The sequence below is a fragment of the Oryzihumus sp. genome (assembly GCF_036391795.1).
GTDB lineage: Bacteria > Actinomycetota > Actinomycetes > Actinomycetales > Dermatophilaceae > Oryzihumus.
In genome coordinates this window covers 14,939-39,166 of the sequence record NZ_DASVZH010000088.1, presented here as the reverse complement: position 1 = coordinate 39,166, position 24,228 = coordinate 14,939, and the positions used below count along the sequence as shown (strand labels likewise).

General features: G+C 70.0%; 23 protein-coding genes and 1 other RNA gene. 13 read left to right on the top strand and 11 right to left on the bottom strand.

Annotated features, from left to right (window positions below):
- From VF825_RS05250 to VF825_RS05225, 6 genes are all read left to right on the top strand, one after another.
- The coding region (locus VF825_RS05250; protein WP_331110863.1) for a Nif3-like dinuclear metal center hexameric protein at positions 1 to 343 on the top strand (343 nt) is incomplete at its 5' end.
- Entirely contained in the window at positions 340 to 1,080 is a 741-nt protein-coding gene (locus tag VF825_RS05245) for a zinc ribbon domain-containing protein (RefSeq protein WP_331110873.1), read from the top strand. The genes VF825_RS05250 and VF825_RS05245, both read left to right, overlap by 4 nt.
- Before the next feature lie 5 nt (positions 1,081 to 1,085).
- Entirely contained in the window at positions 1,086 to 2,219 is a 1,134-nt protein-coding gene (locus VF825_RS05240) for a bifunctional RNase H/acid phosphatase (protein WP_331110861.1), read from the top strand.
- A 71-nt stretch (positions 2,220 to 2,290) separates the two neighbouring features.
- Entirely contained in the window at positions 2,291 to 2,473 is a 183-nt protein-coding gene (locus VF825_RS05235; protein ID WP_331110859.1) for a DUF1737 domain-containing protein, read from the top strand.
- Positions 2,470 to 2,883 (top strand): rhodanese-like domain-containing protein, encoded by a 414-nt coding sequence (locus VF825_RS05230; protein WP_331110857.1) that lies wholly within the window; start codon positions 2,470 to 2,472, stop codon positions 2,881 to 2,883. Before VF825_RS05235 ends, VF825_RS05230 begins: the two co-directional genes overlap by 4 nt.
- The gene (locus VF825_RS05225) at positions 2,880 to 4,052 is read left to right on the top strand and encodes an O-succinylhomoserine sulfhydrylase (protein ID WP_331110855.1); all 1,173 of its coding nucleotides are present in this window, start codon (positions 2,880 to 2,882) and stop codon (positions 4,050 to 4,052) included. The genes VF825_RS05230 and VF825_RS05225 overlap by 4 nt, the downstream gene beginning before the upstream one ends.
- Before the next feature lie 58 nt (positions 4,053 to 4,110).
- Here VF825_RS05225 and VF825_RS05220 read toward each other — a convergent pair whose 3' ends face one another.
- Complete coding sequence (locus tag VF825_RS05220) at positions 4,111 to 5,205, bottom strand: SLC13 family permease (RefSeq protein ID WP_331110853.1); 1,095 nt, start codon at positions 5,203 to 5,205, stop codon at positions 4,111 to 4,113.
- A complete protein-coding gene (locus VF825_RS05215) occupies positions 5,202 to 5,948 on the bottom strand; it encodes a YaaA family protein (protein ID WP_331110851.1) in 747 nt (248 codons plus the stop codon). The genes VF825_RS05220 and VF825_RS05215 overlap by 4 nt, the downstream gene beginning before the upstream one ends.
- A gap of 78 nt (positions 5,949 to 6,026) precedes the next feature.
- Here VF825_RS05215 and VF825_RS05210 point away from each other — a divergent pair, with 78 nt between their 5' ends.
- The 4 genes from VF825_RS05210 to rnpB all read left to right on the top strand — a co-directional run bounded on the left by VF825_RS05210 (position 6,027) and on the right by rnpB (position 9,332).
- Entirely contained in the window at positions 6,027 to 7,472 is a 1,446-nt protein-coding gene (locus VF825_RS05210; protein ID WP_414695775.1) for an RNB domain-containing ribonuclease, read from the top strand.
- 131 nt (positions 7,473 to 7,603) lie between these two features.
- Positions 7,604 to 7,954: a hypothetical protein gene (locus tag VF825_RS05205; protein ID WP_331110849.1), complete on the top strand. Its 351-nt coding sequence runs from the start codon at positions 7,604 to 7,606 to the stop codon at positions 7,952 to 7,954.
- 105 nt (positions 7,955 to 8,059) lie between these two features.
- The gene (locus tag VF825_RS05200; protein WP_331110847.1) at positions 8,060 to 8,836 is read left to right on the top strand and encodes a phosphatase PAP2 family protein; all 777 of its coding nucleotides are present in this window, start codon (positions 8,060 to 8,062) and stop codon (positions 8,834 to 8,836) included.
- Positions 8,837 to 8,929: 93 nt separating this feature from the next.
- An RNA gene (gene rnpB / locus VF825_RS05195) (RNase P RNA component class A) lies at positions 8,930 to 9,332 on the top strand.
- Between the two features lie 74 nt (positions 9,333 to 9,406).
- Here the strand turns inward: rnpB and VF825_RS05190 are convergent.
- From VF825_RS05190 to VF825_RS05155, 8 genes are all read right to left on the bottom strand, one after another.
- Positions 9,407 to 11,392 carry a hypothetical protein gene (locus VF825_RS05190; RefSeq protein WP_331110845.1) on the bottom strand — a complete coding sequence of 662 codons (1,986 nt, stop codon included), beginning with the start codon at positions 11,390 to 11,392 and terminating at the stop codon, positions 9,407 to 9,409.
- 155 nt (positions 11,393 to 11,547) lie between these two features.
- A complete protein-coding gene (locus tag VF825_RS05185) occupies positions 11,548 to 12,783 on the bottom strand; it encodes an AGE family epimerase/isomerase (RefSeq protein WP_331110843.1) in 1,236 nt (411 codons plus the stop codon).
- A gap of 7 nt (positions 12,784 to 12,790) precedes the next feature.
- On the bottom strand, positions 12,791 to 13,756 hold the full coding sequence (locus tag VF825_RS05180) for a glycoside hydrolase family 130 protein (protein WP_331110841.1): 966 nt from the start codon (positions 13,754 to 13,756) through the stop codon (positions 12,791 to 12,793).
- A 27-nt stretch (positions 13,757 to 13,783) separates the two neighbouring features.
- The gene (locus VF825_RS05175; protein ID WP_331110838.1) at positions 13,784 to 14,998 is read right to left on the bottom strand and encodes a Gfo/Idh/MocA family oxidoreductase; all 1,215 of its coding nucleotides are present in this window, start codon (positions 14,996 to 14,998) and stop codon (positions 13,784 to 13,786) included.
- 11 nt (positions 14,999 to 15,009) lie between these two features.
- The gene (locus VF825_RS05170; RefSeq protein ID WP_331110836.1) at positions 15,010 to 15,897 is read right to left on the bottom strand and encodes a carbohydrate ABC transporter permease; all 888 of its coding nucleotides are present in this window, start codon (positions 15,895 to 15,897) and stop codon (positions 15,010 to 15,012) included.
- A complete protein-coding gene (locus tag VF825_RS05165; RefSeq protein WP_331110834.1) occupies positions 15,894 to 16,748 on the bottom strand; it encodes a sugar ABC transporter permease in 855 nt (284 codons plus the stop codon). The genes VF825_RS05170 and VF825_RS05165 overlap by 4 nt, the downstream gene beginning before the upstream one ends.
- Positions 16,749 to 16,897: 149 nt before the next feature.
- Complete coding sequence (locus VF825_RS05160; protein WP_331110832.1) at positions 16,898 to 18,226, bottom strand: ABC transporter substrate-binding protein; 1,329 nt, start codon at positions 18,224 to 18,226, stop codon at positions 16,898 to 16,900.
- 131 nt (positions 18,227 to 18,357) lie between these two features.
- Positions 18,358 to 19,371 carry a LacI family DNA-binding transcriptional regulator gene (locus VF825_RS05155; protein ID WP_331110829.1) on the bottom strand — a complete coding sequence of 338 codons (1,014 nt, stop codon included), beginning with the start codon at positions 19,369 to 19,371 and terminating at the stop codon, positions 18,358 to 18,360.
- 133 nt (positions 19,372 to 19,504) lie between these two features.
- On the opposite strand from VF825_RS05155, the gene VF825_RS05150 reads away from it, so the two are divergent.
- From VF825_RS05150 to VF825_RS05140, 3 genes are read left to right on the top strand one after another with little or no spacing between them, the layout of a single operon-like run.
- Positions 19,505 to 20,623, top strand: a complete 1,119-nt coding sequence (locus VF825_RS05150) for a Gfo/Idh/MocA family oxidoreductase (protein ID WP_331110869.1) — start codon at positions 19,505 to 19,507, stop codon at positions 20,621 to 20,623.
- Positions 20,623 to 21,645 (top strand): Gfo/Idh/MocA family oxidoreductase, encoded by a 1,023-nt coding sequence (locus VF825_RS05145; RefSeq protein WP_331110867.1) that lies wholly within the window; start codon positions 20,623 to 20,625, stop codon positions 21,643 to 21,645. Before VF825_RS05150 ends, VF825_RS05145 begins: the two co-directional genes overlap by 1 nt.
- Entirely contained in the window at positions 21,642 to 22,904 is a 1,263-nt protein-coding gene (locus tag VF825_RS05140) for a GNAT family N-acetyltransferase (protein WP_331110827.1), read from the top strand. The genes VF825_RS05145 and VF825_RS05140 overlap by 4 nt, the downstream gene beginning before the upstream one ends.
- A gap of 118 nt (positions 22,905 to 23,022) precedes the next feature.
- Here VF825_RS05140 and VF825_RS05135 read toward each other — a convergent pair whose 3' ends face one another.
- The gene (locus VF825_RS05135; protein WP_331110865.1) at positions 23,023 to 23,985 is read right to left on the bottom strand and encodes an aldo/keto reductase; all 963 of its coding nucleotides are present in this window, start codon (positions 23,983 to 23,985) and stop codon (positions 23,023 to 23,025) included.
- Between the last annotated feature and the right edge of the window lie 243 nt (positions 23,986 to 24,228).

Here is a 24,228-nt window from a genome sequence, read left to right as displayed (position 1 = left end):
GGCGGGTCCGCCCGAGGGCCGGGTCCGCCGGGTCGCGGTGGTCGGCGGCGCGGGCGACGACATGTTCGAGGCGGTGCGCGCGAGCGGGGCCGACGTCTACGTCACCGCCGACCTGCGACACCACCCCGTGCTGGAGGCCCGCGAGGAGGACCGCGGCGGCACGCCGTACCTCGTCGACGCCGGGCACTGGGCCACCGAGTCGCTGTGGCTGGGCAGCGCGCGTGAGGAGTTGCTGCGCGCCCTCGGCGAGCGGGGCACTACGGTGGAGGTTCACATTTCCACACTGCGCACCGACCCCTGGGACTTCGTGGTCGGCGCCGAGTCGCCCGGAGGTACGCCCTGAAAGCCGACACCAGCCGTCAGTGGCGACTGCTCGACCTGCAGGCGCTGGACACGCGCCTGGACCAGATCGCGCACCGCAAGGCCACGCTCCCGGAGCTGAAGGAGCTGGCCGCGCTGGAGGTGCAGACCGGCGCCCTGGACAGCGAGCTCGTCCGCGCCCGCACCGCCCACGGCGACGTGCAGCGGGAGGTGGCCAAGGCCGAGGCCGACGTGCAGCTCGTGCGTGACCGCGCGGCCCGCGACCAGGCCCGCCTGGACTCGGGGCAGGGCACGGCCAAGGACCTGCAGGCCCTCCAGCACGAGGTCGCCTCGCTGGCCCGCCGCCAGGGCGAGCTCGAGGACGTCGAGCTCGAGGTCATGGAGCGGGCCGAGGCCCTCGAGGCGCGGGTGCGCGAGCTCGAGGCGGCCCGCGCCGAGCTGACGGTCAAGGTCGACGCGCTCGAGGCCGCCCGGGACAAGGCGCTGGCCGACCTCGACGCCGAGGCGGCCCAGGTGACGGCCAACCGCGCCAACGTCGTGCCCGGGGTCGGCGAGGACCTCGTGGCTCTCTACGAGAAGATCCGCGCCAACAGCGGAGGCGTCGGGGCTGCGGCCCTGCACCAGCGCCGTTGCGAGGGCTGTCGGCTCGAGCTCAACCAGGTCGACATCAACCGCATCGCCGCGGCGGCCGACGACGAGGTGCTGCGCTGCGAGGAGTGCCGTCGCATCCTCGTGCGCACCTCCGAGTCCGGCATCTGAGCCCGGTGGCGCGCAGGCTGGTCGTCGAGGCCGACGGCGGGTCCCGGGGCAACCCCGGCAACGCCGGCTACGGCGCCCTCGTCCGTGACGCGGCCACCGGTGCGGTGCTCGCCGAGCGGGCCGAGTCCGTCGGCATCGCCAGCAACAACGTCGCGGAGTACTCCGGGCTGGTCGCCGGCCTGCAGGCCGTCCTGGACATCGAGCCCGGGGCGGCCGACGTCGAGGTGCGGATGGACTCCAAGCTCGTCATCGAGCAGATGGCGGGCCGCTGGAAGATCAAGCACGAGGACATGCGCCGGCTGGCTCTCGAGGCGCGGGACGTGGCTGCCCGGATCAGCGACGCCGGGGGCTCGGTGCGCTTCACCTGGGTGCCGCGCGCCGAGAACTCCGCCGCCGACAAGCTGGCCAACGCCGCGATGGACGGGGAGTCCATCAGCCGGCAGGTGGGCGCCACGTCCACCGAGCCGGTGGCCGCGGCCTCCGGGGAGTCCACCACCACCGCGCCGGACCTGGGCGTGCCCACCCGCCTGGTGCTGGTGCGCCACGGCGTCACCGACTTCACCGTCGCCGGCAAGCTCGACGGGCGCGGTGGCACCGACCCCGCGCTCAACGCCGCCGGCCAGGCGCAGGCCCAGGCCGCGGGGCGTGCCGTGGCCAACCTCGTCGGGCACAGCCACGCCCGGCTGGTGACCTCCTCCCTGACCCGCGCGCGCCAGACCGGCGAGGCCATCGCCCGGACCCTGGGCATCGAGGCCGAGGTCGACGCCGACTGGGACGAGCAGTCCTTCGGTGACTGGGACGGCCGGAGCATGGGCCAGATCTCCGCGCGCTGGCCCGAGGAGCTGGGGCGGCTGCGGGGCGACCTGGCCTACGCCCGCCCGGGCGGCGAGAGCCACTCGGCGCTCGCCGAGCGGGTCCTCGCCGCCTACCGCCGGGCGGTCGAGCCCGGTGGCGTGGTCGTCGTGGCGACCCACCGCAAGCCCATCCTCGTGGTGCTCACCGAGCTGCTCGGCATACCGCACGAGCGGATCTGGCGGCTGCTGACCGCCCCCGGGTCGCTGTCCGCGGTCGAGGTGTGGGCCGACGGCGGGGCGTCGGTGGCGTTCGTCAACCACACCGCCCACCTGCGGCAGGGCTGAGCGCCGGCGGACGCGTCCCACGTGCTGAGCCCGGGCATCCGCCATGCGGACGGCTGTGGCAGGGTGCGGCCATGGACGAGCGACTTGCCTACCGGGTCCTCACCGGACCGGACGACCGGGCCTTCTGCGAGCGGGTCAGCGCCGCCCTGGCCGAGGGTTACGAGCTGCACGGCGCCCCCGCGCTGACCTTCGACGGCCAGCGCGTCATCGTCGCCCAGGCCCTGGTGCTGCGCCGCGAGGGGGAGTGGCGGTGAGCTACGCGGGCGACGTCCCGCCGCAGGAGGCGTATGCCGCGCTGGAGTCCGACCCCGCGGCCGTCCTGGTGGACGTGCGCACCTCCGCGGAGTGGAGCTACGTCGGGCTGCCGGACCTGACCGGGCTGGGCAAGCGGGTCCTGCCGGTGGAGTGGCAGCGCTTCCCTGACGGGTCGGTCAACGAGGGCTTCCTGGACGAGCTGCGCGACGCCGGCGTCACCGAGGGCGCCCCGATCTACTTCCTGTGCCGCTCCGGGGTCCGCTCTGCCGCGGCCGCGGCCGCCGCGACGCGCGCCGGCCTGGGCCCGGCCTACAACGTGACGGACGGCTTCGAGGGTCCGCTGGACGGTCACGGGCACCGCAGCGTGGCCGGCTGGAAGGTCGCCGGGCTGCCGTGGAGGCAGGGATGAGCGAGCTGCGACCGGACACCCTCGCGGTCCGGGGAGGGCTGGCCCGCAGCGGTTTCGAGGAGACCGCCGAGGCCCTCTACCTGACCTCCGGCTTCGTCTACTCCAGCGCCGAGGAGGCCGAGGCGGCGTTCAAGGAAGAGGTCGACCGCTTCGTCTACTCCCGCTACGGCAACCCCACCGTGGCCATGTTCGAGGAGCGGATGCGGCTGCTGGAGGGCACCGAGGCCTGCTTCGCCACCGGCTCCGGCATGGCCGCGGTGTTCGTCGCGCTGGCCGCCCTGCTCGGCAAGGGCGACCGGGTCGTGGCGGCGCGCGGGCTGTTCGGCTCGTGCTTCGTCATCCTGGACGAGATCCTGCCGCGCTGGGGCGTGGAGACCGTCTTCGTCGACGGCCCGGACCTGGACCAGTGGCGCGAGGCCCTGTCGGTGCCCACGACCGCGGTGTTCTTCGAGTCGCCGAGCAACCCGATGCAGGAGCTGGTCGACGTGCGCGCGGTGTGCGACCTCGCGCACGCGTCGGGGGCCCAGGTCGTCGTCGACAACGTGTTCGGCACGCCCGTGTTCTCCCGACCGCTGGAGCAGGGCGCGGACGTCATCGTCTACTCGGCCACCAAGCACATCGACGGCCAGGGCCGCACCCTCGGCGGGGCGGTGCTGGGGACGGCGGAGTTCATCAACGGCCCGGTGCGCAACCTCATGCGCCACACGGGCCCGTCGATGTCGCCCTTCAACGCCTGGGTGCTGCTCAAGGGCCTGGAGACGCTGCGCCTGCGCGTCGAGCGGATGGCCGCCTCCGCGCTGGAGATCGCCCGGACCCTCGAGGCGCACCCCCGGGTGTCCCGGGTCGTCTACCCCTGGCTGGAGTCGCACCCCCAGCACGAGCTCGCCCGGGCGCAGATGCTCGGCGGCGGCACGGTGGTCACGTTCGAGGTCGCCGGTGGCAAGGACGAGGCGTTCGCGCTGATGAACGCCCTGGAGGTCATCGACATCTCCAACAACCTGGGCGACTCCAAGTCCCTCATCACCCACCCGGCCACGACGACGCACCGACGCCTCGGTGAGGAGGCACGGCGACGGATCGGCATCACCGACGGCGTGCTGCGGGTCTCGGTCGGGCTGGAGGACGTGCGCGACCTGGTCGACGACCTGGTGCAGGCGCTCCAGGCCTGACGCGACGCGGTGGACGCCGGCTTCCGGGCCGGCCCGCACTGTCGGCTCGAGCCGCGGCTCAGGCCAGGCTGAGGGCCAGGACCGCCGCTGCCATGGTGACCACGGCGCAGAGGGCGCCCTGCCAGGCGAAGGTCCGGGCGGGGACGCTCACGCCGGCGCTGCGGCACCGCTCGCGCCACAGGATCGTCGCCAGGCTGGCCCACACGGTCACCAGTGGTCCGCAGTTGACGCCGATGAGCAACGCCATGAGCCGGTGCGGCTCGGTGTCGGTGACCGACTCGAGGGCCAGGTAGGCCGGCAGGTTGTCGACCACGTTGGCCGAGGCGGCGCCCACGCCGGTGACCCGGGCCAGGGCCGGCAGGTCGGTGCCGCTCCCGACGGCGGAGGCGAGCAGGTCCTGCAGACCGTGGCGCAGCGCGACGTCGACGACGACGAACAGCACGCAGACGCCGGCGACGACCAGCCACGGCACCTTCGTCTCGCGCAGGACCTTGGGCTGGCGCACGAGCGCCGTCACGGCCAGCACGGCCGCGGCGGCAGCCGCGGGGATGGCCGGGGTGATGCCGCTGACGAACGCCGGACCGAGCGCCAGGCACACCCCGCCGGCGACGCCGAGCAGCACCCGGTCGTGCGGCTGTGGCGGGGCGTCGAGGGTGTAGCGCCCGCGCAGCGCGCGCCGGTGCAGCAGCGCCAGGACGCAGACGGTGGCCAGGACCGCTGCGGCTGCGGGCAGCGCGGCCAGCCGGAGGTATCCCGCGTGGCCGAGTCCCAGCGCCTCGAACCGGTGCAGCGCCAGCAGGTTGGTCAGGTTGGACACCGGCAGCAGCAGCGAGGCGGTGTTGGCCAGCCAGACCGTGGTCATGGCGAAGGGCAGCGGGCTGACGTCGAGCTGGCGGGCGACCGCGATGACCACCGGGGTGAGCAGCACCGCTGTGGTGTCCAGGCTCAGGACGATCGTCGCGCCCACCGACAGGGCCACGACGAGCAGCCACAGCGCCCAGGTGCGGTGCCGGCCCGCCCGGGCGGCCCAGTGGCCGGCAACGTCGAACACCCCTGCGGCGGCGGCGATCTCGGCCACGACGGTGATGGCGACGAGGAAGACGAGGACCGGCCCGACGCGGGCGGCGAGGTCGGCCAGCTCGGCTCCGCTCATCTGGCCGTCGTCTCCAGCACCCAGGGCTGGCCGGACCGCCTCGGCTCGTGCAGCGCGGTCTCGAAGTCGGGCGCCAGGATCTTCTCCAGGGCGGCCGGGGTGCGGGCGTCCACCCCCGCGACGCAGAGCGCACGGGCCACGAGGCCGCGGGTGTGCTTGGCCATGTGCGTGGCGCCGGGCACCTTGACCTGCACCCAGCGGCGGGTGAGGTCACCGCTGGGAGTCCAAGCGGCGGCATACGTGCTGGAGCGGCAGTCGACGATGACGCCGCGGCCGGCGGCGTCGGGGAGCACCCGCGCGAGCGGCTCGCGCCAGACCGAGGCGAGCGGGCCCAGGCCCTCGAGGTTGACCCCCATCGAGAGCCGGTAGGGGGCGACCTTGTCGCCGGGGCGCACCGCGCCGTAGAGGGCGGAGACGACCAGCAGCCAGCGGCGCGCGCGGCGCAGCGCGGCGGCGTCCAGGGAGGCCAGGTCCAGCGCGTCGTAGAGGACGCCGGTGTAGAGGTCCGCGGCGGGCAGCGCCGGCGCGGTGGCCAGCCGGGTGTTGCGGGCGATGTCGTCGGCCAGGTTGGCGCTGACCCCCAGCGCCTCCGGAGCGTCCGGGCGGGCGCTGACCTCGGCCACGGCGGCGGCGACCTGTGCGCGGGTGCCGGTCAGCTCGGGGAAGGAGAGGCGGTCCAGCCTGGTGGGTGCGCCGCGCGGGCGGCCGCGCTTGGACTCGGAGGGCGGCAGCAGGATCAGCACGGGGGACAGCGTAGGAGGCGCCGTCGACCGCGCTCGCTTCGGGCGCGCAGGCGGCCGCGCGTGCGTAGTGTGAGGGCCATGTCGATGCGCAGGATCACGCTCAGGCCGACCGCCCGCGTCGAGGCGGCCGGCGTCGACGGGGCCGAGCTGCGGGCGGCCTTCGACGCCGTCCGTGCCGAGCTGGACGTGCCGGCCGAGTTCCCGGCGGAGGTGCTGGCCGAGGCCGACGCCGCGGCAGCCTCGGTGCGGCTGCCGGAGCGAGACGCCACCGACGTCGGGTTCTTCACCATCGACCCCCCGGGGTCCAAGGACCTCGACCAGGCCATGTGCCTCGAGCGCGCCGGCGACGGCTACCGCGTGCGCTACGCGATCGCCGACGTGCCGGCGTTCGTCGCCGCCGGGGGAGCCATCGACACGGAGGCCCGCCGGCGCGGCCAGACGATCTACGCCCCCGACCGGCGCACCCCGCTGCACCCCGAGCGGATCGCGGAGGACGCCGCGAGCCTGCTGCCGGACCAGGACCGGCCGGCCTTCGTGTGGGACCTGCGCCTGGACGAGGACGGTGAGGAGGTCGCGGTCGAGGTCTACCGCGCGATGGTGCGCAGCCGTGAGCGGCTGGACTACGCCACGGTGCAGCAGGCGGTCGACGCCGGGTCCGGTGGTGAGCGGATGGCGCTGCTGCGGGAGGTCGGCGAGCGGCGGATCGCGCTGGAGCAGGGGCGAGGCGGAGCCAGCCTGCCGCTGCCCGAGCAGGAGGTGACTGTCGACGACGAGGGCCGCTACCACCTGCGCTTCCGGCCGCCGATGGTGGTCGAGGACTGGAACGCCCAGATCTCGTTGCTGACCGGCATGGCGGCCGCCGAGATGATGCTCCACGGCGACATCGGCATCCTGCGGACCATGCCCGAGCCGGACCACCAGGCGGTGGCCCGGTTCCACCGCCAGGCCCGGGCCCTCGGGGTGGTGTGGCCGGCGGAGTGGCTCTACGGCGAGTTCCTGCGCTCCCTCGACCGGACCGACCCGCGTCAGCTCGCGCTGGTCCACGAGGCGACCAGCCTGTTCCGCGGCGCCGGCTACACCCCGTTCGTGGGGGACCTGCCCGAGGTCAGCATGCACGCCGCTGTGGCGGCGCCCTACGCCCACGTCACCGCGCCGCTGCGCCGGCTCGTGGACCGGTTCGGGCTGTTGGTGTGCGAGGCGCTGTGCGCGGGGGCCGAGGTGCCCGACTGGGTGCGTGAGGCCCTGCCGGCGCTGCCGAAGGCGATGGCCTCTTCCGACCAGCGGGCCGCGTCCGTCGAGCGCGCCTGCACCGACGCGGTCGAGGCGGCCGCTCTGCGCCACCACGTGGGCGAGGTCTACGACGCCGTCGTGGTCGACCTGAACGCGCACGGCGGATTGGTCCAGGTGGCCAACCCGGCGATCCTGGCGCCGTGCCGCGGCACGGTGTCGCTGGGCGAGGCGTTGCAGGTGCGGCTGGTCGAGGCCGACATCGCGCGGCGCTCGGTCCGCTTCGAGCCCGTCTGACCCCGCCGAATCAGGTAGGCGACCACCTGCAGGGTGCGGAGCGCAGGTGCGCCTTTGGGTGGATGTCCGCGCCGGTCGCTCAGAGCAGCGTGGGATGCGTCGGGATGGACTTGCGACGAATGAGGACAGCCATGGTGCACAGGAGGCTGGCGGCTCTGGCGGCGGCAACGGGGGTGGCGGCGGCGATGGTGTTTGCGGCCGCACCGGCACAGGCGTGGCCGCAGGACCCGACCGTCATGACGTACGGCGACGACGGGTGCGACGGCGACCAGCTCGCCACGATCTACGCCCTCGCCCCCAACGGTGAGTGGCTCTCGGGGAACTTCGGTCCCTGGGGTGGCTACGCCCTCACCTTCAGCCAGGTGCCGGCACATGGGGAGTCGGTGCGCTTCGACGTGTTCTGTGGCACGACCGGCTACCACTCGACGCAGCGCTGGGTGAACCGTCCCAGCGTCGGGACCAGCCTGAACGTGGACCTGTAGGGCCGACCGCTCAGCGGGAGCCACGTGGCCCGCCGAGCACGGGAGTGCCCGGCGCGGCGGCACGGTGGGTACCGTGGGGGCTCCTGACGGTGATGGAGGCCCCCCATGGCAGACCCGGCAGCCGGCGCCGCCTCGCGGCGTCAGCGTGACACCACGAGGGCGGCCCTGGTCGCCGCGGCCCTCGCCCTGGTGGCGGTGCCGTTCGCGCTGCTCCTCCTGCTGGTCGAGGACCACTGGGGGCCCCTCGCCGAGGCCGACCGCGGCGCCCGGGACGGCCTGCACCGCTTCGCGCTGACGCAGCCGGCGTTCGTCTGGCTCATGCGCGCGTTCAGTGACTCCGGGTCGGCGCTGGCGTGGCAGCTGGTCATGCTCGCCGTGGCGGTGTGGCTGCTCTGGCGCCGGCTGTGGCGCCTGGCGCTGTTCGTGGTCGTCACCACCGCCGTGTCCTCGCTCCTGAACACCGCGGTGAAGGCGATGGTGAACCGTCAGCGTCCCGTCGTGCCGCACCCGTTCGTCCACGAGCCCGGGGCCAGCTTCCCCAGCGGGCACGCCCAGGCGGCCATCGTCGGCTATGGCGTGCTGCTGCTGGTGTTCCTGCCGGTCCTCAAGGGGGTCTGGCGCCGGGTCGCGGTCGCGATCGCGGTCGTCATGGTGCTGGGCATCGGCTTCTCCCGCGTGGCCCTGGCCGCCCACTACGTCTCCGACGTGCTGGCCGGTTTCGTCCTGGGGGGAGCGTGGCTGGCGGCCATGGCCGCCCTGTTCAGCGCGTGGCGGGTCCAGCGGGGTCGTCCGGCGGTCCACCCGGAGGAGGGGCTGTCCCCGGAGGACAGCGAGCGGCTCAACCCGGCGGCCACCTCGCCCGGGGGGCCGCCGCGGGAGTAGCGGCGGCCGGGGCCGCGGGGGTGGGGCTGCTCGCAGTGGCGGGGACGCACACGGCATACCGGGTCCGGGGGAGCCGTTAGGATCAGCGGCGGATGAGTCGGTCAGACGGCCGCGTCGGCGCCCCTCGGGGTGCCGCCGAGGAACGTCCGGGCTCCACAGGGCAAGGTGGTGGCTAACGGCCACCCGGGGCGACCCGCGGGACAGTGCCACAGAGAGCAGACCGCCTCGGCGAACCACCCGGCTCCGGCCGGGCAGGCGCCGCGGTAAGGGTGAAACGGTGGTGTAAGAGACCACCAGCACGCCAGGTGACTGGCGTGGCTAGGTAAACCCCACCTGGAGCAAGGTCAGACAGGAAGCGTTCGAGGGCGGCCCGCCCGAGCTTCCGGGTAGACCGCTGGAGGTGTCCGGCAACGGGCACCCGAGATGGATGGCCGTCGCCCGCAGTGCCGGTAACGGCCGCGGTGCACAGAACCCGGCGTACCGACCGACTCATCCACCCCACCGCAAACGCGGTGCACAACGAGCGAGGCCGCCGCCCCCGCCGCGTGGCGGCCGGGGGCGGCGAGCAAGCTAGCTGGCCAACACGATGGTGAAGCCAAACGGGGCAACTGCTGCGTTCACCTGACCGTGGGCGGCGGTCGTGGTCGCGACGAGTCGACCCTGTCGGTCGTACGCGTACGCGGTGACATGGCCGCTGCCCAAGACCATCACCTTGTGGCGCATGTGCGTGGCGAAGCTCTTCAGGAGGGCTTGGCCAAGGCCCCCGGCCCCGCCAAGGGTGGCCCACTCGACCTCCGGCTGGAGGAGGACGCCGTCTATCCGAGCTGTACGGCCATCACCGACGTAGGCGGCTGTCAGCCGGGTGCTGCCGGCAGGCAGAGACTTCGGGGTCGGCAGCGAACCGACGTCCAAATAGCCCGGGACGGCCGTTACTCCTTGGGCTCCCGCGCCGCCCTGGAGCTGAACGCCGGCCGAGACGCCACCCAGCGAGAGCCGCGCGCCGACAGCGTCAGGCGGGGCGATCTGCCTGTCGAACACAGGCATCACCACGTACCGATCCTGGGTGGGCAGCCGCACCGGGATGACGACCCGGCCTCCCGGCCGTAGCGCCACGTACCGGTCGCCGCTCCACTGGCTCTCGCCCGTCCAGGACTCGGTGGGTTCGATGACGGCGGCATCCCCGGTGAGAAGTCCCGACTCGGCTTCTGCGTAGCTCCACGTCACCCGGTCGCGCACCTCGGCGATCCGAGACGCGGATGCGACGTCGGGGGCTGCGTCGAGCGCCAACATCGACATCACCCCATGGATGGTTGACTCGGCACCGGCGTTGTAGTTGATCTGCCCGTCGGGGCTGATTCCGTCGTACGTGACCCCGGTGCTTGGGTCGTACATGGGTGCGTGAGCCGGGTTGTTCCCGAAGTACCAGCTCCCAGCGATACCCGCGAGGTGGCGGAACGAGGTTTGATGTGTCGCCTCGGCCGTCTTCAGGAGGTTACGCAGGGTCACGTCTGCGCTGTACGAGATCTGGTCCCGGTAGATGGGAGCGGGCAGCCACTCGTTGTCGGGTCCGCCTTGCGCGAGCAGGTGGGGGGTGAACTGGGCTGTTTCGCCGACCGCCGTCCTGACCCAGTCACCGCGGTTGAGGGCCTCCCCGGCCGCGGCAAGGGAGCCAGCCATGTCGTCCGCCCAGGAGTGCCACATCGACCGTGACCTGGCCCAGGGCATCAGAGCTCCACCGGGCCACCCGGGCGTCTTCATCGCCGCAACACCGTCGGCGAGTTCGGTCAGGTCACGGCGCGCTCGCTCGTCGCCACTGGCGCGGACATACGCCAGCAGACCGTAGATGGCCTCGGAGGAGATATCGGCACCATCGGCGATGAGCCACGAGGGCCAGCGGAGGCCGTCGACTTCCTGCCAGGTGCCGAACGTGTTGAGGTCCTGCCGTTCCACGGCGCCCAAGGCGAGCGAGAGGCGGCCGCGCAGGAAGTCGGCGAACCCGGGGTCGACGTCCTTGAAGGCGGCATAGCCCGTGCCCAGCGCCCAGATGGTGCGCCCGAGCCAGAAGGAGGACCCCGCGTCAGAGGGATTCGGGTCGTCCGCGGGAGTGGGGGTCGGGTTGAGCGTCCCGTCAGGCTGCATCCAGAGCACGACGTTGCCCGCGTCAGGCCCGGACGCATCCTGCATGTAGGTCAGCCCGCGCAGGAGCTGGTAGGCGTGACGCCGGGCATCGTCGTCGCCGAGCTGCTTCCAGGCGGTCAGGTAGGCGACCGCCGCTCGACTGATGTCGTCGGCGTCGTAGGCACCCTGGCCGTAGGTGTTCGTCGCGGCGTTGTAGTCGCCTCCCCCCACATTGCGGTAGGTGCCGTCGGGGTTGTGGTTGGCGTAGACCCACAGGACCCCCACGGCTGGCTCGTCTTCCAGACGGTATGTGGTGTGGCCTTGCTGGCTGCGAGGGGTGACGGTGCTGCCAAGGGAGTCGAGGTGCGCCAGGTTCGTCAGCCGCTGGTGCGACGCCGCGGGCACCGCAACAGCGGTGGGCGCCGTGGCGGTGCCCACCGTCACGGCGAGGCTGACGAGACCTACCGCAGCGGTGGTTGCTGCCCGTCCCGGTCGTGATCTGAAACGCAATGGCCCTCCTAGGTCGAACCGACGCGTCGCGTCGGTGGTTGAGGCCCGGCTCCCGTCGCCCTGTCTGCGGCGAGCCCAGGGTGTTACCGCTGGCCGAGGTCGGGGGATCCCACCGACCCGGCGAACGACACCATCGAAGGCAGCGAGGGAACGAGCGCGGCCTGGTACGCGTGGTAGATGTCGGGCTTGCCCCACCAGATGGAGTCATCCGGCGTGTTGTCCGGGCCGAGCTCGTGGAGCCAGCCGCCGTTCTCATGGTCGATGAGATGTTCCTCGGCATAGCCCCAGAGCGTGTCGAGCCACTGGCGATAGACGGAGTCGTTCGTCTCGTGGTGGAGTGCCGCGGCAGTGGCGAACGCCTCGCACAGCACCCAGTGCAGGCGCTGCCGGACGACCGGTTGGTCGGCGAAGTCCGTGGTGTAGACCAGACCTGGCGAGCCGTCGACCGCCCAGCCGCGGTCCATCGCGGCGGCGAACATGGCCGCAGCGGCTTCCAGGAGGTCGGGCCGCGGTGTCCCGTCGCGGGCCACAGCAGCCCGAGTGTTCAGGGCCAGGCGCGCCCACTCCAGAACATGGCCGATCGTGACGCCGAAGGGCCGGAACTGATCGTCCGCCCGCTCCCGGTTGTAGTCCAGTTGCGGCTCCCAGGCGTCGGTGAAGTGCTCGGGCAGCCGCCAGTCGGCCTCGCGGGCGTAGCCACAGACCACTCGATCGACGATGCGGCGTGCCCGGTCCGTCAGCGAGGGGTCACGGAGCACCTCTCCAGCTGCCAGCATGGCTTCGACGGTGTGCATGTTGGCGTTGACGCCGCGGTAGGGCTCACTGGCGCGCCACCGCCTGTCCCAGGACTCGCGGGCCATGCCCTCGGCCTCGTCCCAGAAACGCAGGTCGAAGACGGACAGTGCATCCTCAAGGAGGGACCGGCCCTGGGGATGGCCCACGGCCGTCAGCGAGGCGCTTGCCAGGATCACGAAGGCATGCGCGTAGGCGGCCTTGGTCCCGTCAACGCCTGGCTCGTCCCCGACGACGACCCCGGAGAACCAGCCACCGTGTCGGTCGTCGCGCAAGAGCCCACCGGCGTCAAGGGCCTTGGCTCCGTGGTCAAGACACTGGGCGAGGGACAGTCCGGCCTCTGGGTGACGCAATGTGGCCAGGGCCGCGACGTGGGTCATCCGGCAGGTGATCCAGGTTGCGACGCCCCGGCCCGGGGCAAGGGTGTTCGTGGGGTCGAGCCACCCAAAGCCCCCGGCTGGGTGCAGAGCCCTCGGGACAAGTGCCGCGAGCTGGTCGGCGTGCTCGGCCCAGGCGTCCGGGGTCACGACCGTCTCACCCCTGCAGCTCGGAGTGCCGCTCGCCCGGCCGGTGGGTCGCGACCCCCAGCGTGGAGTCGGACTGGCCGTAGTAGGCGAACCAGCGGTCGCGGAACCACACAAGCCCCTCGACGAACGTGACGTTCGAGACCAGCCCATGGGTGTCCTCATACGTTGTCGGCTCGATCCACGGCCTGGTGAGCTCGGCGAGGATCTCGGTGGGTCGGTCCGGGTGCACGAGGATCTGGCCTGCGGTGTACCTGACGCTGCCGTCGGCGTTCTTGATGGCGGCGTTGTGGATGAGGAGGATCAGGCCGTTGTCGGTGATGAGCGGGGCCGGGCCGACCTCGACGAGGAAGTCCGAGAAGGTGCCCGGCCGCGGCGCCATCACTGGCGGTTGGTCATCCGCGGTAAGGGGGGTCCAGTGGATGAGATCCTCGGAGGTCGCGGCCCAGATCGAGCCCTCGCCGAAGAACATGAGGTAGCGACCGTCCACGGCTTGGGGCAGGATGCCGCCCGCCTTGGACCACGGTCCCACCTGCCCGTGGCCCTGGGGCTGGAAGGTGTCGAAGTCGGGAAACAGCGGGCCGTGCTTGGTCCAGTTGCGCAGGTCCTGTGATGTGGCCAGGCACAGCAGGGCCGTGTCCCGGTCCCACCCCGTGTACGTGAGGTAGAACGTGTCGCCGACCTGGCTCACCCGGGGGTCTTCGCATCCGAACCGGTCGTAGTCCTCGCTGGGGGACAGCACAGGCTCGGATTCGCGTTCGAAGCAGAACCCGTCGTCACTCCAGGCGAGTCCGACGTGCGAAACGATGTCGTCGGCGTGGGCACGGTAGAGCAGGGCGACCCTGTCCCCGACGACGACCGCCGTGGGGTTGTACACGCTGCCTGACTCCCACGTCTCACCCCGGGGGGTCAGGATGGGGTTGCGCTCGAACGGGGTGAACGGGCCAAGGGGGAACTGCACGGCTCCGGCGGTCATCATGTCCTCTTCGGGGGCTGGTCGGGGCTAGTCGTTGCTGGGCAGGGGCGGCAGGGGCGGCAGGGGGTCAAGGCGCACACGGTGTCCGGTGCGATCGGCCTGGGCGGCGGCGTAGGCGACAGCCACAGCGGTCGCTGCGGTGTCCGGCCCGGATATCGGCCGCCGCGTCCGATCCAGCCGGCAGGCATGCAGGTCACGAATCGCGTCGGCGACGGTGGCGTGGTACACCGCCGACTTGGCAGGGGCGCCGCCGAGGCTCATGGCGACCCGCGCTCGGCGCGAAGCCGGGAAAGGTCTGCCCCGGCCGAAAGCCGTCCCGTCGTGCCTGCTGGCGTCGACCGACACCGTGGCCGACGGGGAGAAACCGTCGCGGGTCGGGCCGAGGAAGTCCGGCGTCGACACCAGCGCGAGGAGCTGGTCAAGACCCGCGTCGTCGGTGAAGACATCGATGTCCGCGCTGACAGGGATCCAGCCGTTGACCCGGGCCTCGGCGACGCCGTAGTCGAGGCGCATGAGCTGGCGCTCGGCGCGGTGCGCGTGCGTGAAGGAATGGGTGTGCGTGACCAGGCAGTCGCCGTGGACGAGGCTGGCCGTCACGATGTCCGGGGAGGGCCAGCCTTCGCGCCGGGTGCTGGTGGCGTCGACGTGCGTCGCCCGTTCGTCGACGAAGATCGCCGCCGCGTCGAAGAAGTGGACTCCGTGCTCGACGAAGATGCCGCCGGATTGGGCCTCGTTCCAGAACCAGTGATCCGCGGGGAGGCTCTCGTCCGCTGCGTCGTTCTCGAAGAGGAAGCGCACCGGTCGCCAGTCGAGATGGTCCTGGAGCCGCCGGAGGCCGCGCAGCAGGGGGTTGTAGCGCAGGACGTGGTCCACGACCACGACCCGATCGTGCTTTGCGGCATGGTTGCGCACGGCCAGTGCCTCCGACGGCGTCGTGCCGACGGGCTTTTCGCAGAAGACGTCCTTGCCGGCGCCTATCGCCTCGATGGCGAGGGCGGAGTGCGTCCCCGGCGGGGACGCAATCACTACCGCGTCCACAGCAGGATCGGCGAGCGCCTCGTTCCAGCTCAGCTCGCGGGCACCGTGGCGTGCTGCGAGCTCGCGAGCGCGGGTCCGGTCGATGTCGACCACCGCGGCAACGTGGGCCTCGGGGACGTCCCTGACGGCGTCGAGGATGAAGCCGGCGAAGCCGCCCGCGCCAACAACCGCGACGGTGGTCGGTCGGGTGCCCAGGTCAGTCATGGCGGGTGCTCTCAGCCCTTGACCGCGCCACCGACGACGCTGGCGACGAGGTAGCGCTGGAGGAAGACGTAGACGATGAGGAGTGGGGCGGCCACGATGATCGTCGCCGCAGACAGCAGGCTCCACTGGCTCACGTAGGCGCCCTTGAAGGCGAACAGCCCCAAGGTGACCGGTGACTTTGCCTGGTCGGGCAGCAGGATCGTGGCGAGGATGATGTCGTTCCAGACACCGATCGCCTGGAGGATGAAGACGGTCGCCAGGACGGGTTGCAGCAGGGGAGGCAGGAACCTGAACAGGTACCGGAGGTAGCTGACGCCATCAAGCGCGGCCGCCTCGTCCAGCTCCCTCGGGATCGACTTCAGGTAGCCGGAGATGAGCAGGGGCCCCACACCGACCCCCGATGCCATGATGAGGACGTAGCCCAGCCGGGTGTCGTACAGGTGCATTCGCAGCGCGAGCTGGAACACCGTGACAAGGGTGTTGGGCAGGAACAGCATCGACACGAAGAGCATGTTCCACAGACGGGTGTGCTTGAGATACCCGCGGGCGACGGGAAAACCCACCATCAGGGACATGAGCGTGCCCATCGAGGCGGCCACGAAGGTGTACAGCACGCTGTTCACGACGTAGGCCGCGAAGTTGCCTTCACGCCACGCGGTGGCGAAGTTGGACAGGAGGGGAGCCCTGACGAGTCCGGTGGGGTTGTTGAAGAACTCGCTGTTGCTCTTCAACGCGGTGTTCACCAGGAACGCGAGGGGGTACAGGTAGACGAGGACGACAACAGCGAGCAGGAGGTAGTTGACGAGCTTCGTTGCTCGCCGTCGGGGTCCTCTGCGTCGCTCGGCCGGGTGGGCCTGCGCGGGCGCCTCGGCAGGCAGAGTGGTGAGGAGGTCGCTCACAGTGCCGTCTCCTTCCGGCGAAGGTAGAGCAGGGTCGCCAGCGAGACGATCATGACGATGAAGAACTGCACGATCGAGATCGCGGCTGCATAGCCCTGAGACTGGACCGCGCCACCTTGTGCGCCACCGAAGCCCTGGGTGAATATCGCCAGGGAGAGCACCTGCGTCGCCGGGTTGATGGGGCCAGTCAGGACGTAGATCAGCTGGTAGCTCTGCAGGGACCCGATGATGCACAGCAGAGTGTTGGCAGTCACCGAGGGCGCCAGCAGCGGGTACGTCACGTGGCGCAATTTCTGCCAGCTGGTCGCGCCGTCGATGGACGCGACCTCGTACAGCTCCTGCGGGATGGCCTGGAGGCCGGCCAGGTAGATGACAACGGCCACTCCGATGCCGGACCACACCTGAACGGCGATGACCAGAGCCATGGCCAGGTGGGGGTCACCGAAGAACGCTGATGACGCGCCGGCTGCCTTCCAGAGGCTCGCCGCAGGGCCCCCACTCGGGTTGAAGATCAGCGAGAAGATCAGCCCGATGACCGTCACGCCCAGGATGGTGGGCATGAAGACCACGGCGCGCGCGACGTTCCGCCCGCGCAGGCGCTGGTTCAGCAGGATGGCGATCAACAGGGCCACGGAGTTCTGGAACAGGGTGACCGTGATGGCGAAGACGAACGTGTTCTTGAGGGCGTGCACGTTGTAGGCGATCTGCGCCGAGGAGAAGAAGGTGGCGTAGTTCTCCAGCCCGACCCAGTGTGTGGGGAGGAACGGCAGCGCCCGGATGTCGGTGAAGGAGATGACCACGATCCCCACCGCGGGAATGAGGGAGAACAGCGCAACGAGGCTGATGCCCACAGCGAACGTCAGCTGTGCGGTCCATCGTCGCCCGAATATGAATGTGCCGGATTGGTTCATCGTGGGTCCTTCCAGCGGCGAGTCCTCCTGGCCCCGCCCCTCGAATGCCGGGCAGGGCCACGGGTGTGGCCAGGGTTTGTTGGCCGGGCCTACTTAAGACCTGCCTGCCAGTCCTTCTGAGAAGCCTCGGCAGCGCCCTTGGCGTCGGAGGAACCCATCGGGGCGATACCGGCCCAGTTGAAGGGAAGCTGCGCGTTCGGCCCGGCCTTCGTGTTGGCGATCCAGATGGTGTCCCACGCCGGCTGGAAGGTGCCCGTGTACTGCGCAATCTGGGCGTAGAAGGGGTTGCTCTTCGCACCCTCGACGGACGGGGCAAATCCCGCCTTGTCGTCGAACAGCTGGTAGTTGTTCGTGAAGAAGTCCAGGTAGTCGATGGCCGCGGTGCGGTTCTTGGCGTTGCTCGGAATGGCGAGGGTCAGCTCGACCTTCCCGCCGAGGTACTTGTTGTCAGCAGCGTTGTCGCTGGCCGGAAGCGGGAAGTATCCGAAGTCGAGCTTGCTGCCGCCGGCCTGCTGGATTGTCGTGGTGTTCCAGGTGCCATCGCTCATCATGGCGAACTTGCCGTTCACGAAGTCGGCGGTCATCGTCGGGTAGGAGACGCCGGCGAAGTTCGGCTCGGCATAGGAGTAGAGCTGCTGGACCTTCTGCAGCACCTCAAGCTGCTTGCCCTGATCGAGCTTGACCGAACCTGCGTACAGTCCCTTGGCAAGGTCCTCCTTGGCCTGCGCGGTCGGGTACAGCGTCTGCACAACCCCCAGCATGTTCAGCCCAGCAGAGTCCTTCCCGCCGATGCCGAGCGGGACGATCCCCTTCGCCTTGAGCTTCTGGCAGGCCGCCATCAGCTCGGTCCACGTGGTCGGGACCTGGATGCCGTTCTCCGCGAAGATCTTCTTGTTGTAGAACATGCCCGAGTAGTAGCTGAGCCCGGTCGGCACGGTGTAGTTCTTGCCCTTGTACTTGATCTGATCCAGCACCGTGGGGTTGAACTTCTTCATGAAGGGCTGGCTGGTCAGATCCAGGTACCCGCCCTGGTCGGCCATCCGGGCGTCGTCACCCTCGTTCGAGGAAGGCACATAGCTGGGGAGTTGCACCGGGCCCGCCAACCCGACATCGATGCTTCCCGCCGTGAGCCGGGACGCGTGCGCCTGGGCGTAGTTCTCGTTCGGAACCGAGGAGAAGTTCACCTTCACCGACGGGTACTTGGCCATGAACGCCTTGTTCACGGCCTGGAAGCCAGCATCCGACCCAGTCGCGCTGGACACGAGAATGTTGAGTGTTCCCTTGGGCTTGCCGTCCGGAGTGGGTGCTCCAGAGGCGCTGCCGCTACTGCTGCCGCACGCCGCCGTGGCCAGCAGCGCGGTCAGCCCGGCCCCCATCGCCACCAGTCGAGCCATGCCATGGAACGTCGTCGCTGCCATCAGTCCTCCAGGTCCCCCAGAAAATGTCCGATATGTCTCGGACGGTGGGTGGCCGGGACGCTACCAAAACGTTTCGGAAGCTGACAAGGGTCAGCCACCTGTGAATGTTCGGCGGCGCTGTCCCGGGCGGCTCAGGACGCGGGACCGGTCGAGTCCCTCACCACCAACGTGGCTGGTTCGGTGTCAACGTGCGATGCCGTCTGGCCCTCGATCATCCCCAGGAGGGCCTTGGCAGCCAGCTCTCCGAGTGCGTGAGGGGCTGTGGTGACCGTCGTCAGCGAGGGTCGCACATAGGCCCCGAAGTCGATCCCGTCGTAGCCGGCCACCGACACGTCGCCAGGCACCGACATGCCCATCTCGGCTGCCTTGGCGATGAAGCCGATGGCCATCAGGTCATTGGAGCAGAAGACGGCCGTCGGGCGGGAGCGCCGCGCCAACAAGGTGGCGGCTGCGCGGCTGCCCCCCGCCAGCGAGAAGTCCTCCTGGACGGGGGTACTGGCTCGCAGGCCGGCCGCCGCCAACACCCCGCGCCAAGCGTTCTCCCGCTGCCGGGTGTGGATGTAGTCCTTCGGCCCCGACACGTGGGCGATCCGCCTGTGGCCGAGATCGACCAGGTGCTCCAGGAGGGCGGCGATCCCGCGTTCGTGATCCTGTCGAACCGTGGAGATCCCTTCGCGGGGGTCGACATTGATGGCCACGGCCGGCATGCCGAGATCCTGGACGAGCTCGAAGCGGGGGTCCGGCACGGAGACATCGGTGAGGAAGACTCCGTCGATCCGGTGGTCAGCGGCGAGACGCCGGTAGCGTTCGAACGCCCGCGTCCTCGTGGGCGCAACCTGCAGGACGAGGGCGTAACCACGGTGTTCCAGCACCGACTCGATCCCGCTGATGAAGCTGGCAAAGAACGGATCCGACGCGATCACCGACGACTCGCGCTGGAGCACCAGGCCCACGGTGAACGCCCGCTCCTGGGACAGGCTGCGCCCCCGGAGGGAGGGCGACCACCCCAGCCGCTCGGCCACCGTCACGATCCGCTGACGAGTCGGCTCGGCAACGCCGCTGCGGTTGTTCAGGGCCGCCGACACTGTCGCAATGGAGACGCCTGCCTGCCTGGCGACATCCACGATCGTGATCCGCTGCTTCATGGAGCCCATTCTTGCCTTAGCGAACACCACGAGAACACAAGCCGTTCGATTCGCGGCCAGCGCCGACTCAAAGCGATGACGCAGTCTCGGTCAGGCGGGGAGGTCGACGTCAGTCTTGAGCGACAGCAGCGCGATGGGGTCTCCCGGGGTGGCGGGACGCTGGTGCAGCTCTTCCCCGACGGACGTGTCATCGCTAGTCTCCCCGGACCAACCGAAACGTTTCGATCTAGAGGGAGCGCGAGCCTTGCTGGGACGGCAACTGGGGATGATCGGGGCAGGGAGCATCACCCACTCACATATTCCGCACTGGCAGTCACTGGGCTGGGAGGTTTCCGTGTTTGCCCATGAGGGTGCCGAAGCACTGGCGCAGCGCTACGACCTCAAGGTGCACGCCACCCTCGACGACCTGCTGGCGAGCGTGCAGGTCGTCGACGTCTGCACCCCCTCCGCAAGTCACGGGCAACTCTCCCTGCGGGCCGTTCGCGCCGGCGTCCACGTCGTCTGCGAGAAGCCGCTCGCCCTGGACTTCGGTGAGGCACTTGCTCTTGCCGCCGAAGCGCGAATGCGGGGGCTGACGGTGCTGCCGGCTCATGTCGTGAGGTACTTCGGTGAGTATGCAGCCCTGCAGCGGGCATCCTCCGCCGGGGCGCTGGGCCAGTTGGCCATTCTGCGTTTCGTGCGGGGCGGCTCCCGTCCCACCAGCGACTGGTTCCTCGATGAGGACCAATCGGGGGGCATCGTCTTCGACCTGATGATTCACGACCTCGACCAGGCCAGATGGCTGGCGGGTGAGGTCAGCAGCATCTACGCGGTGCAGGCCCCGGCGACCGCGGCAGGCCGTGTGCCACCCGAAGTCGTCGCCCACGCCACTCTCGTCCACGACAGCGGAGCCATATCGCAGGTGCAGGCTTACTGGGGCAGGCCGGGGCTCTCGTTCGGGCCATCCTTCGACGTGGCAGGCAGTTCCGGCCGGTTGGTGAGCAGCCCGACCGACGCCGTCACCGTGTTCGAGGACCTGCCTGGGCAAGAGCCAGAACTGTCGTACCTCCCACCAGAGACGGCCGAGGAGAGCCCGTTCCTCAGCCAGATCAAGGAGTTCGCAAGCATCCTTCAGTCCGGGTCAACTGGTCGGGTGTCCCTCATGGACGGTGTGATGGCTGTTGCGATGGCGGAGGCCGCACGCGAGTCCATCAGGACTCGACGGGCTGTGGATCTCGCGCCGTGGCGCGAGCTGGTCGAGGAGGTCGCGTGATGATGTCCGGCCTTCGCTTCGGGGTGCTGTCCGCGGCACACGGCCATGCGATCGGCTACCTCAGGTACCTCGCGTCGCGCGACGACCTGTCGGTCATGCTGGCAGACCCCGATGCCCCAGGCGGCGACGACAACCGGCGCCGCGGACGCGGGCTCGCCGAGGACCTGGGGGTCCGGTGGGCGGACTCGGCCGAAGAGCTCTTGGAGACCGTTGACGCGGTTGTTGTGTGTTCCGAGAACGCGCGCCACCACGGGCATGTCATGGCCGCGCTGAAGGCCGGCTGCCACGTGCTGTGCGAGAAGCCGCTCGCCATTGACGTCGACGACGCGCAGGAGATGGTCGCCGCGGCCGCCGAGGCGGGTCTCGTCCTGGGCGTGGCACACCCGGTCCGCCAAGCGCCCGCCTACCGACACTTGGTCGCGAGGGCGGGGGCAGGACAGATCGGATCCCTCCTGTCCGTGCTCGGGACGAACAACGGGATGCTGCCCCGGGATGCGGACTGGTTCGTGCGTGCAGACCTCTCAGGGGGTGGGGCGCTTGTTGACCATGTCGTCCATTGCGCCGACCTCGTCGACGGGCTCCTTGGCGTGCCGGCGCAACGCGTCAGAGCCGTGTCGAACCGGATCCTTGAGCAGTCCCCTCCCACCGAGGTCGAGACCGGGGCGGTCGTCACAGTCGAGTACGAGAGTGGTGTCATCGCCACGATCGACTGTTCGTGGAGCCAACCCCCGTCTGCGCCCACGTGGGGCGGCCTCTCCCTCGACGTGATCGGCACGAGCGGTCGAGTCCGCATCGACCCGTTCAACCTTCACGTCGGTGGCCATGCGGCTGGGGGGCCTCAATGGTGGGCTTACGGCGCGGACCTGGATACGGCGATGCTGGACAACTTCGTCGAAGCGGTGCGAGGCGAGGGCGAGGTCGCATCAAGTGGGGCCGCCGGCCTGCGGTGCGTCCAGATCATGTGCGCCGCCCTTGAGTCGGCCGCGTCCGGCGGCCGGGTCGTCGAGGTCGAAGCGGGGTGACGGTGGAGTATCGACAATTCCCTGCCAGCGTTACCCCGCAGGGGCCGGATCCAGACACGTCCAGATGGATGCGGGCAGCATTCGACGGCTTCCTCGTGAACCATCCTGACCCAGGCGAGGCGCAGCGGATCGCGTCCTCGTGGCAAGCGGAAGGTCGCACCCTCCACGCGTTCTACGATCCGCGGGAGACCCCGAACGGGTTCTTGGGCAACGACGTTCCCGTAGCGACCATGGCCACGTTCACGGCGGGGCTCCACGGGGGTGGGGACGCGGACATCCCCTGCCTGCTGGTCGCCGACGTGACGGTTCGCACCACGCACCGGGGCCAAGGGCTCATGCGCCGTCTGATGGACAGGGTCCTGGCGGAGGCTAGCCGCCAGGGTGTCCCTCTGGCTGCCCTGCACGCTGCGCACCCAGCCTTGTACGAGCGCTTCGGTTTTGCTCCTGCGACGCGGTCGGCCTCCATCGAGGTGGACTGTGCTCGATTCGCATTGAAGGTCCAGCCGCCCGGCCTTGTCCACGAAGCAGATCCCGGCATCGTCGCGCTGTTCGACGGTCAGTTGTCGGCGAGCGGGCGTGCGCGACACCTCGGGGCCCTCCAACCACATCGGGTCCCCACAGATGCGGTGAGTCGCAGGGCGACCGCAGAGCGGGGGTCACGTTGTCTCGTTCATGTCGACGCATCGGGTCAGGTCGACGGGATGATGACCTTCGTCTTCCGAGGGTGGACACCCGATGCACAGGTCATCGACGTCCTTTCGGAGTCGTGGTGCACCACGGATGCTCGGGCTGCCCTGTGGCAAACGGTGACATCAACGGGGATTGCCACCACAGTGCGGGCGAGGGATACCGCCCTCGACGAGCCGCTCCAGTGGATGCTCCAGGATCGATCGGCCATGCGCGTCACTGCCGTGACTGACGGGCTGTCCCTACGCATCCTCGACACGGCCAAGGCTCTTGAAGGACGCGGATACTGCTGCCCTCCAGCGAGCGTGGCCCTTGAGGTGGTAGATGCACTCGACACGGTGGCTGGTCGCTGGAGGATCACTGTCAACGACGGCCGTGCGACACTGCGCGCTACCTGCGAGCCGCCGGAGGTGCAACTTCATGCAGTCGACATGGCGGCGGTATTCCTTGGCGCGACGCGGGTGAACACCCTTGCGGACGCTGGGAGAGTGACGGGTTCGCCGTCAGCGCTCGCCACGCTGACCATGGTGATGAGCGCCAGTTCAGACCCGTTGTCGACCCTCCACTTCTAGCGGGGAGGCCACGTCATGCTCGAGGCCGGGGATCGCTCGCAGGTCCGTAGTGGACGGCGCACGATCCGGCGCCACGTCGTCCCCATGCACCACAGCGGCTGGTGAGAAGACCTCTGAGCTACCAGGCATAGTGTTCTGGGGCGGTCTTCCGACCGGGGAAGATCTCGTCGAGACGGCTGAGCGCCTCCGCGTCGAGTCTCACGTCCAGAGCACGAACCGCGGCGTCGAGCTGATCCCCGGTGCGTGGCCCGATGATCGGCGCGGTCACGGCGGGCTGGTGGAGCAACCATGCCAGGCCGATCTCGCCCGGCTCGTGACCCAGGTCGGCAGCGAGCTTCTCATACTGCTCTATCGCGTCCCGATGGGCCGCGAGGGCCTTCGTCAGCCGATCCTCGACCCGGCGCTTCCCCTTGTGTTGCCTGCCCAGGACCCCGCCGAGCAGCCCGCCGCTCAGAGGTGACCAGGGGATGAGGCCGAGCCCACTGGCTTCGACGGCGGGGATGACCTCGAGCTCGATGTCGCGCGTGAGCAGGTTGTAGAGGGACTGTTCGCTGACCAGTCCCGTGAAGTTACGGCGATGTGCCTCGGCCTGAGCGGTAGCGATGTGCCAGCCGGCGAAGTTGCTGCTCCCGACGTAGAGGATCTTGCCCTGCGCGACGGCCGTTTCCATGGCCTGCCAGATCTCGTCCCACGGCGTCTGGCGGTCGATGTGATGGAACTGGTAGATGTCGATGTAGTCGGTCTTCAGGCGCTTCAGGCTCGCGTCGAGGGCGCGGCGGATGTTGAGCGCCGAGAGCCTGCAGTCGTTCGGCCAATCGCCCATGTCGCTGTACACCTTGGTTGCCAGGACGGTACGTTCCCGCCGCTCGCCTCCCGTGGCGAACCAGTTGCCCAGAATCTTCTCGGTGCCACCCCTGTCACCGTAGACATTGGCCGTGTCGAAGTAGTTGATCCCGTAGTCAAGGGCGGCATCCATGATCGCGTGAGAGTCGACCTCGTCGGTCTCCTGACCGAAGTTCATGGTGCCGAGGCACAGACGTGAGACTTGCAGACCTGAACGGCCGAGGTGGGTGTACTCCATTTCGTTACCCTGCCGCCCCCGCAGTCGTGTGTCCAACTGAGCTGACCACGCACCGGCGACGGCCGTGGAGGCCTGCGCGAGATCGACCTCGTCGACGCGTCCGTGCTCGATCAGGCATCGGGTGAAGGGCCCGTGCTCGACCTCGCATGCGACCTTTCTCCCGGTGTCATTGAAGGTGACCATGACATCCGCGCCCCGCGGAGGGGCGCCGCCGAGGAGTCCCGTGTCCTGCGCACCCGGCGC

What these genes read in the sequence shown, in the direction of transcription:
- VF825_RS05235 (WP_331110859.1), top strand. Translation starts at nt 2,291, where the DNA reads ATGGACGAGCGACTTGCCTACCGGGTCCTCACCGGACCGGACGACCGG.
- VF825_RS05225 (WP_331110855.1), top strand. Translation starts at nt 2,880, where the DNA reads ATGAGCGAGCTGCGACCGGACACCCTCGCGGTCCGGGGAGGGCTGGCC.
- VF825_RS05220 (WP_331110853.1), bottom strand. Translation starts at nt 5,205, where the DNA reads ATGAGCGGAGCCGAGCTGGCCGACCTCGCCGCCCGCGTCGGGCCGGTC.
- VF825_RS05210 (WP_414695775.1), top strand. Translation starts at nt 6,027, where the DNA reads ATGTCGATGCGCAGGATCACGCTCAGGCCGACCGCCCGCGTCGAGGCG.
- VF825_RS05205 (WP_331110849.1), top strand. Translation starts at nt 7,604, where the DNA reads ATGGTGCACAGGAGGCTGGCGGCTCTGGCGGCGGCAACGGGGGTGGCG.
- VF825_RS05200 (WP_331110847.1), top strand. Translation starts at nt 8,060, where the DNA reads ATGGCAGACCCGGCAGCCGGCGCCGCCTCGCGGCGTCAGCGTGACACC.
- VF825_RS05180 (WP_331110841.1), bottom strand. Translation starts at nt 13,756, where the DNA reads ATGACCGCCGGAGCCGTGCAGTTCCCCCTTGGCCCGTTCACCCCGTTC.
- VF825_RS05175 (WP_331110838.1), bottom strand. Translation starts at nt 14,998, where the DNA reads ATGACTGACCTGGGCACCCGACCGACCACCGTCGCGGTTGTTGGCGCG.
- VF825_RS05160 (WP_331110832.1), bottom strand. Translation starts at nt 18,226, where the DNA reads ATGGCAGCGACGACGTTCCATGGCATGGCTCGACTGGTGGCGATGGGG.
- VF825_RS05155 (WP_331110829.1), bottom strand. Translation starts at nt 19,371, where the DNA reads ATGAAGCAGCGGATCACGATCGTGGATGTCGCCAGGCAGGCAGGCGTC.
- VF825_RS05150 (WP_331110869.1), top strand. Translation starts at nt 19,505, where the DNA reads ATGGGGTCTCCCGGGGTGGCGGGACGCTGGTGCAGCTCTTCCCCGACG.
- VF825_RS05145 (WP_331110867.1), top strand. Translation starts at nt 20,623, where the DNA reads ATGATGTCCGGCCTTCGCTTCGGGGTGCTGTCCGCGGCACACGGCCAT.
- VF825_RS05135 (WP_331110865.1), bottom strand. Translation starts at nt 23,985, where the DNA reads ATGGAGTACACCCACCTCGGCCGTTCAGGTCTGCAAGTCTCACGTCTG.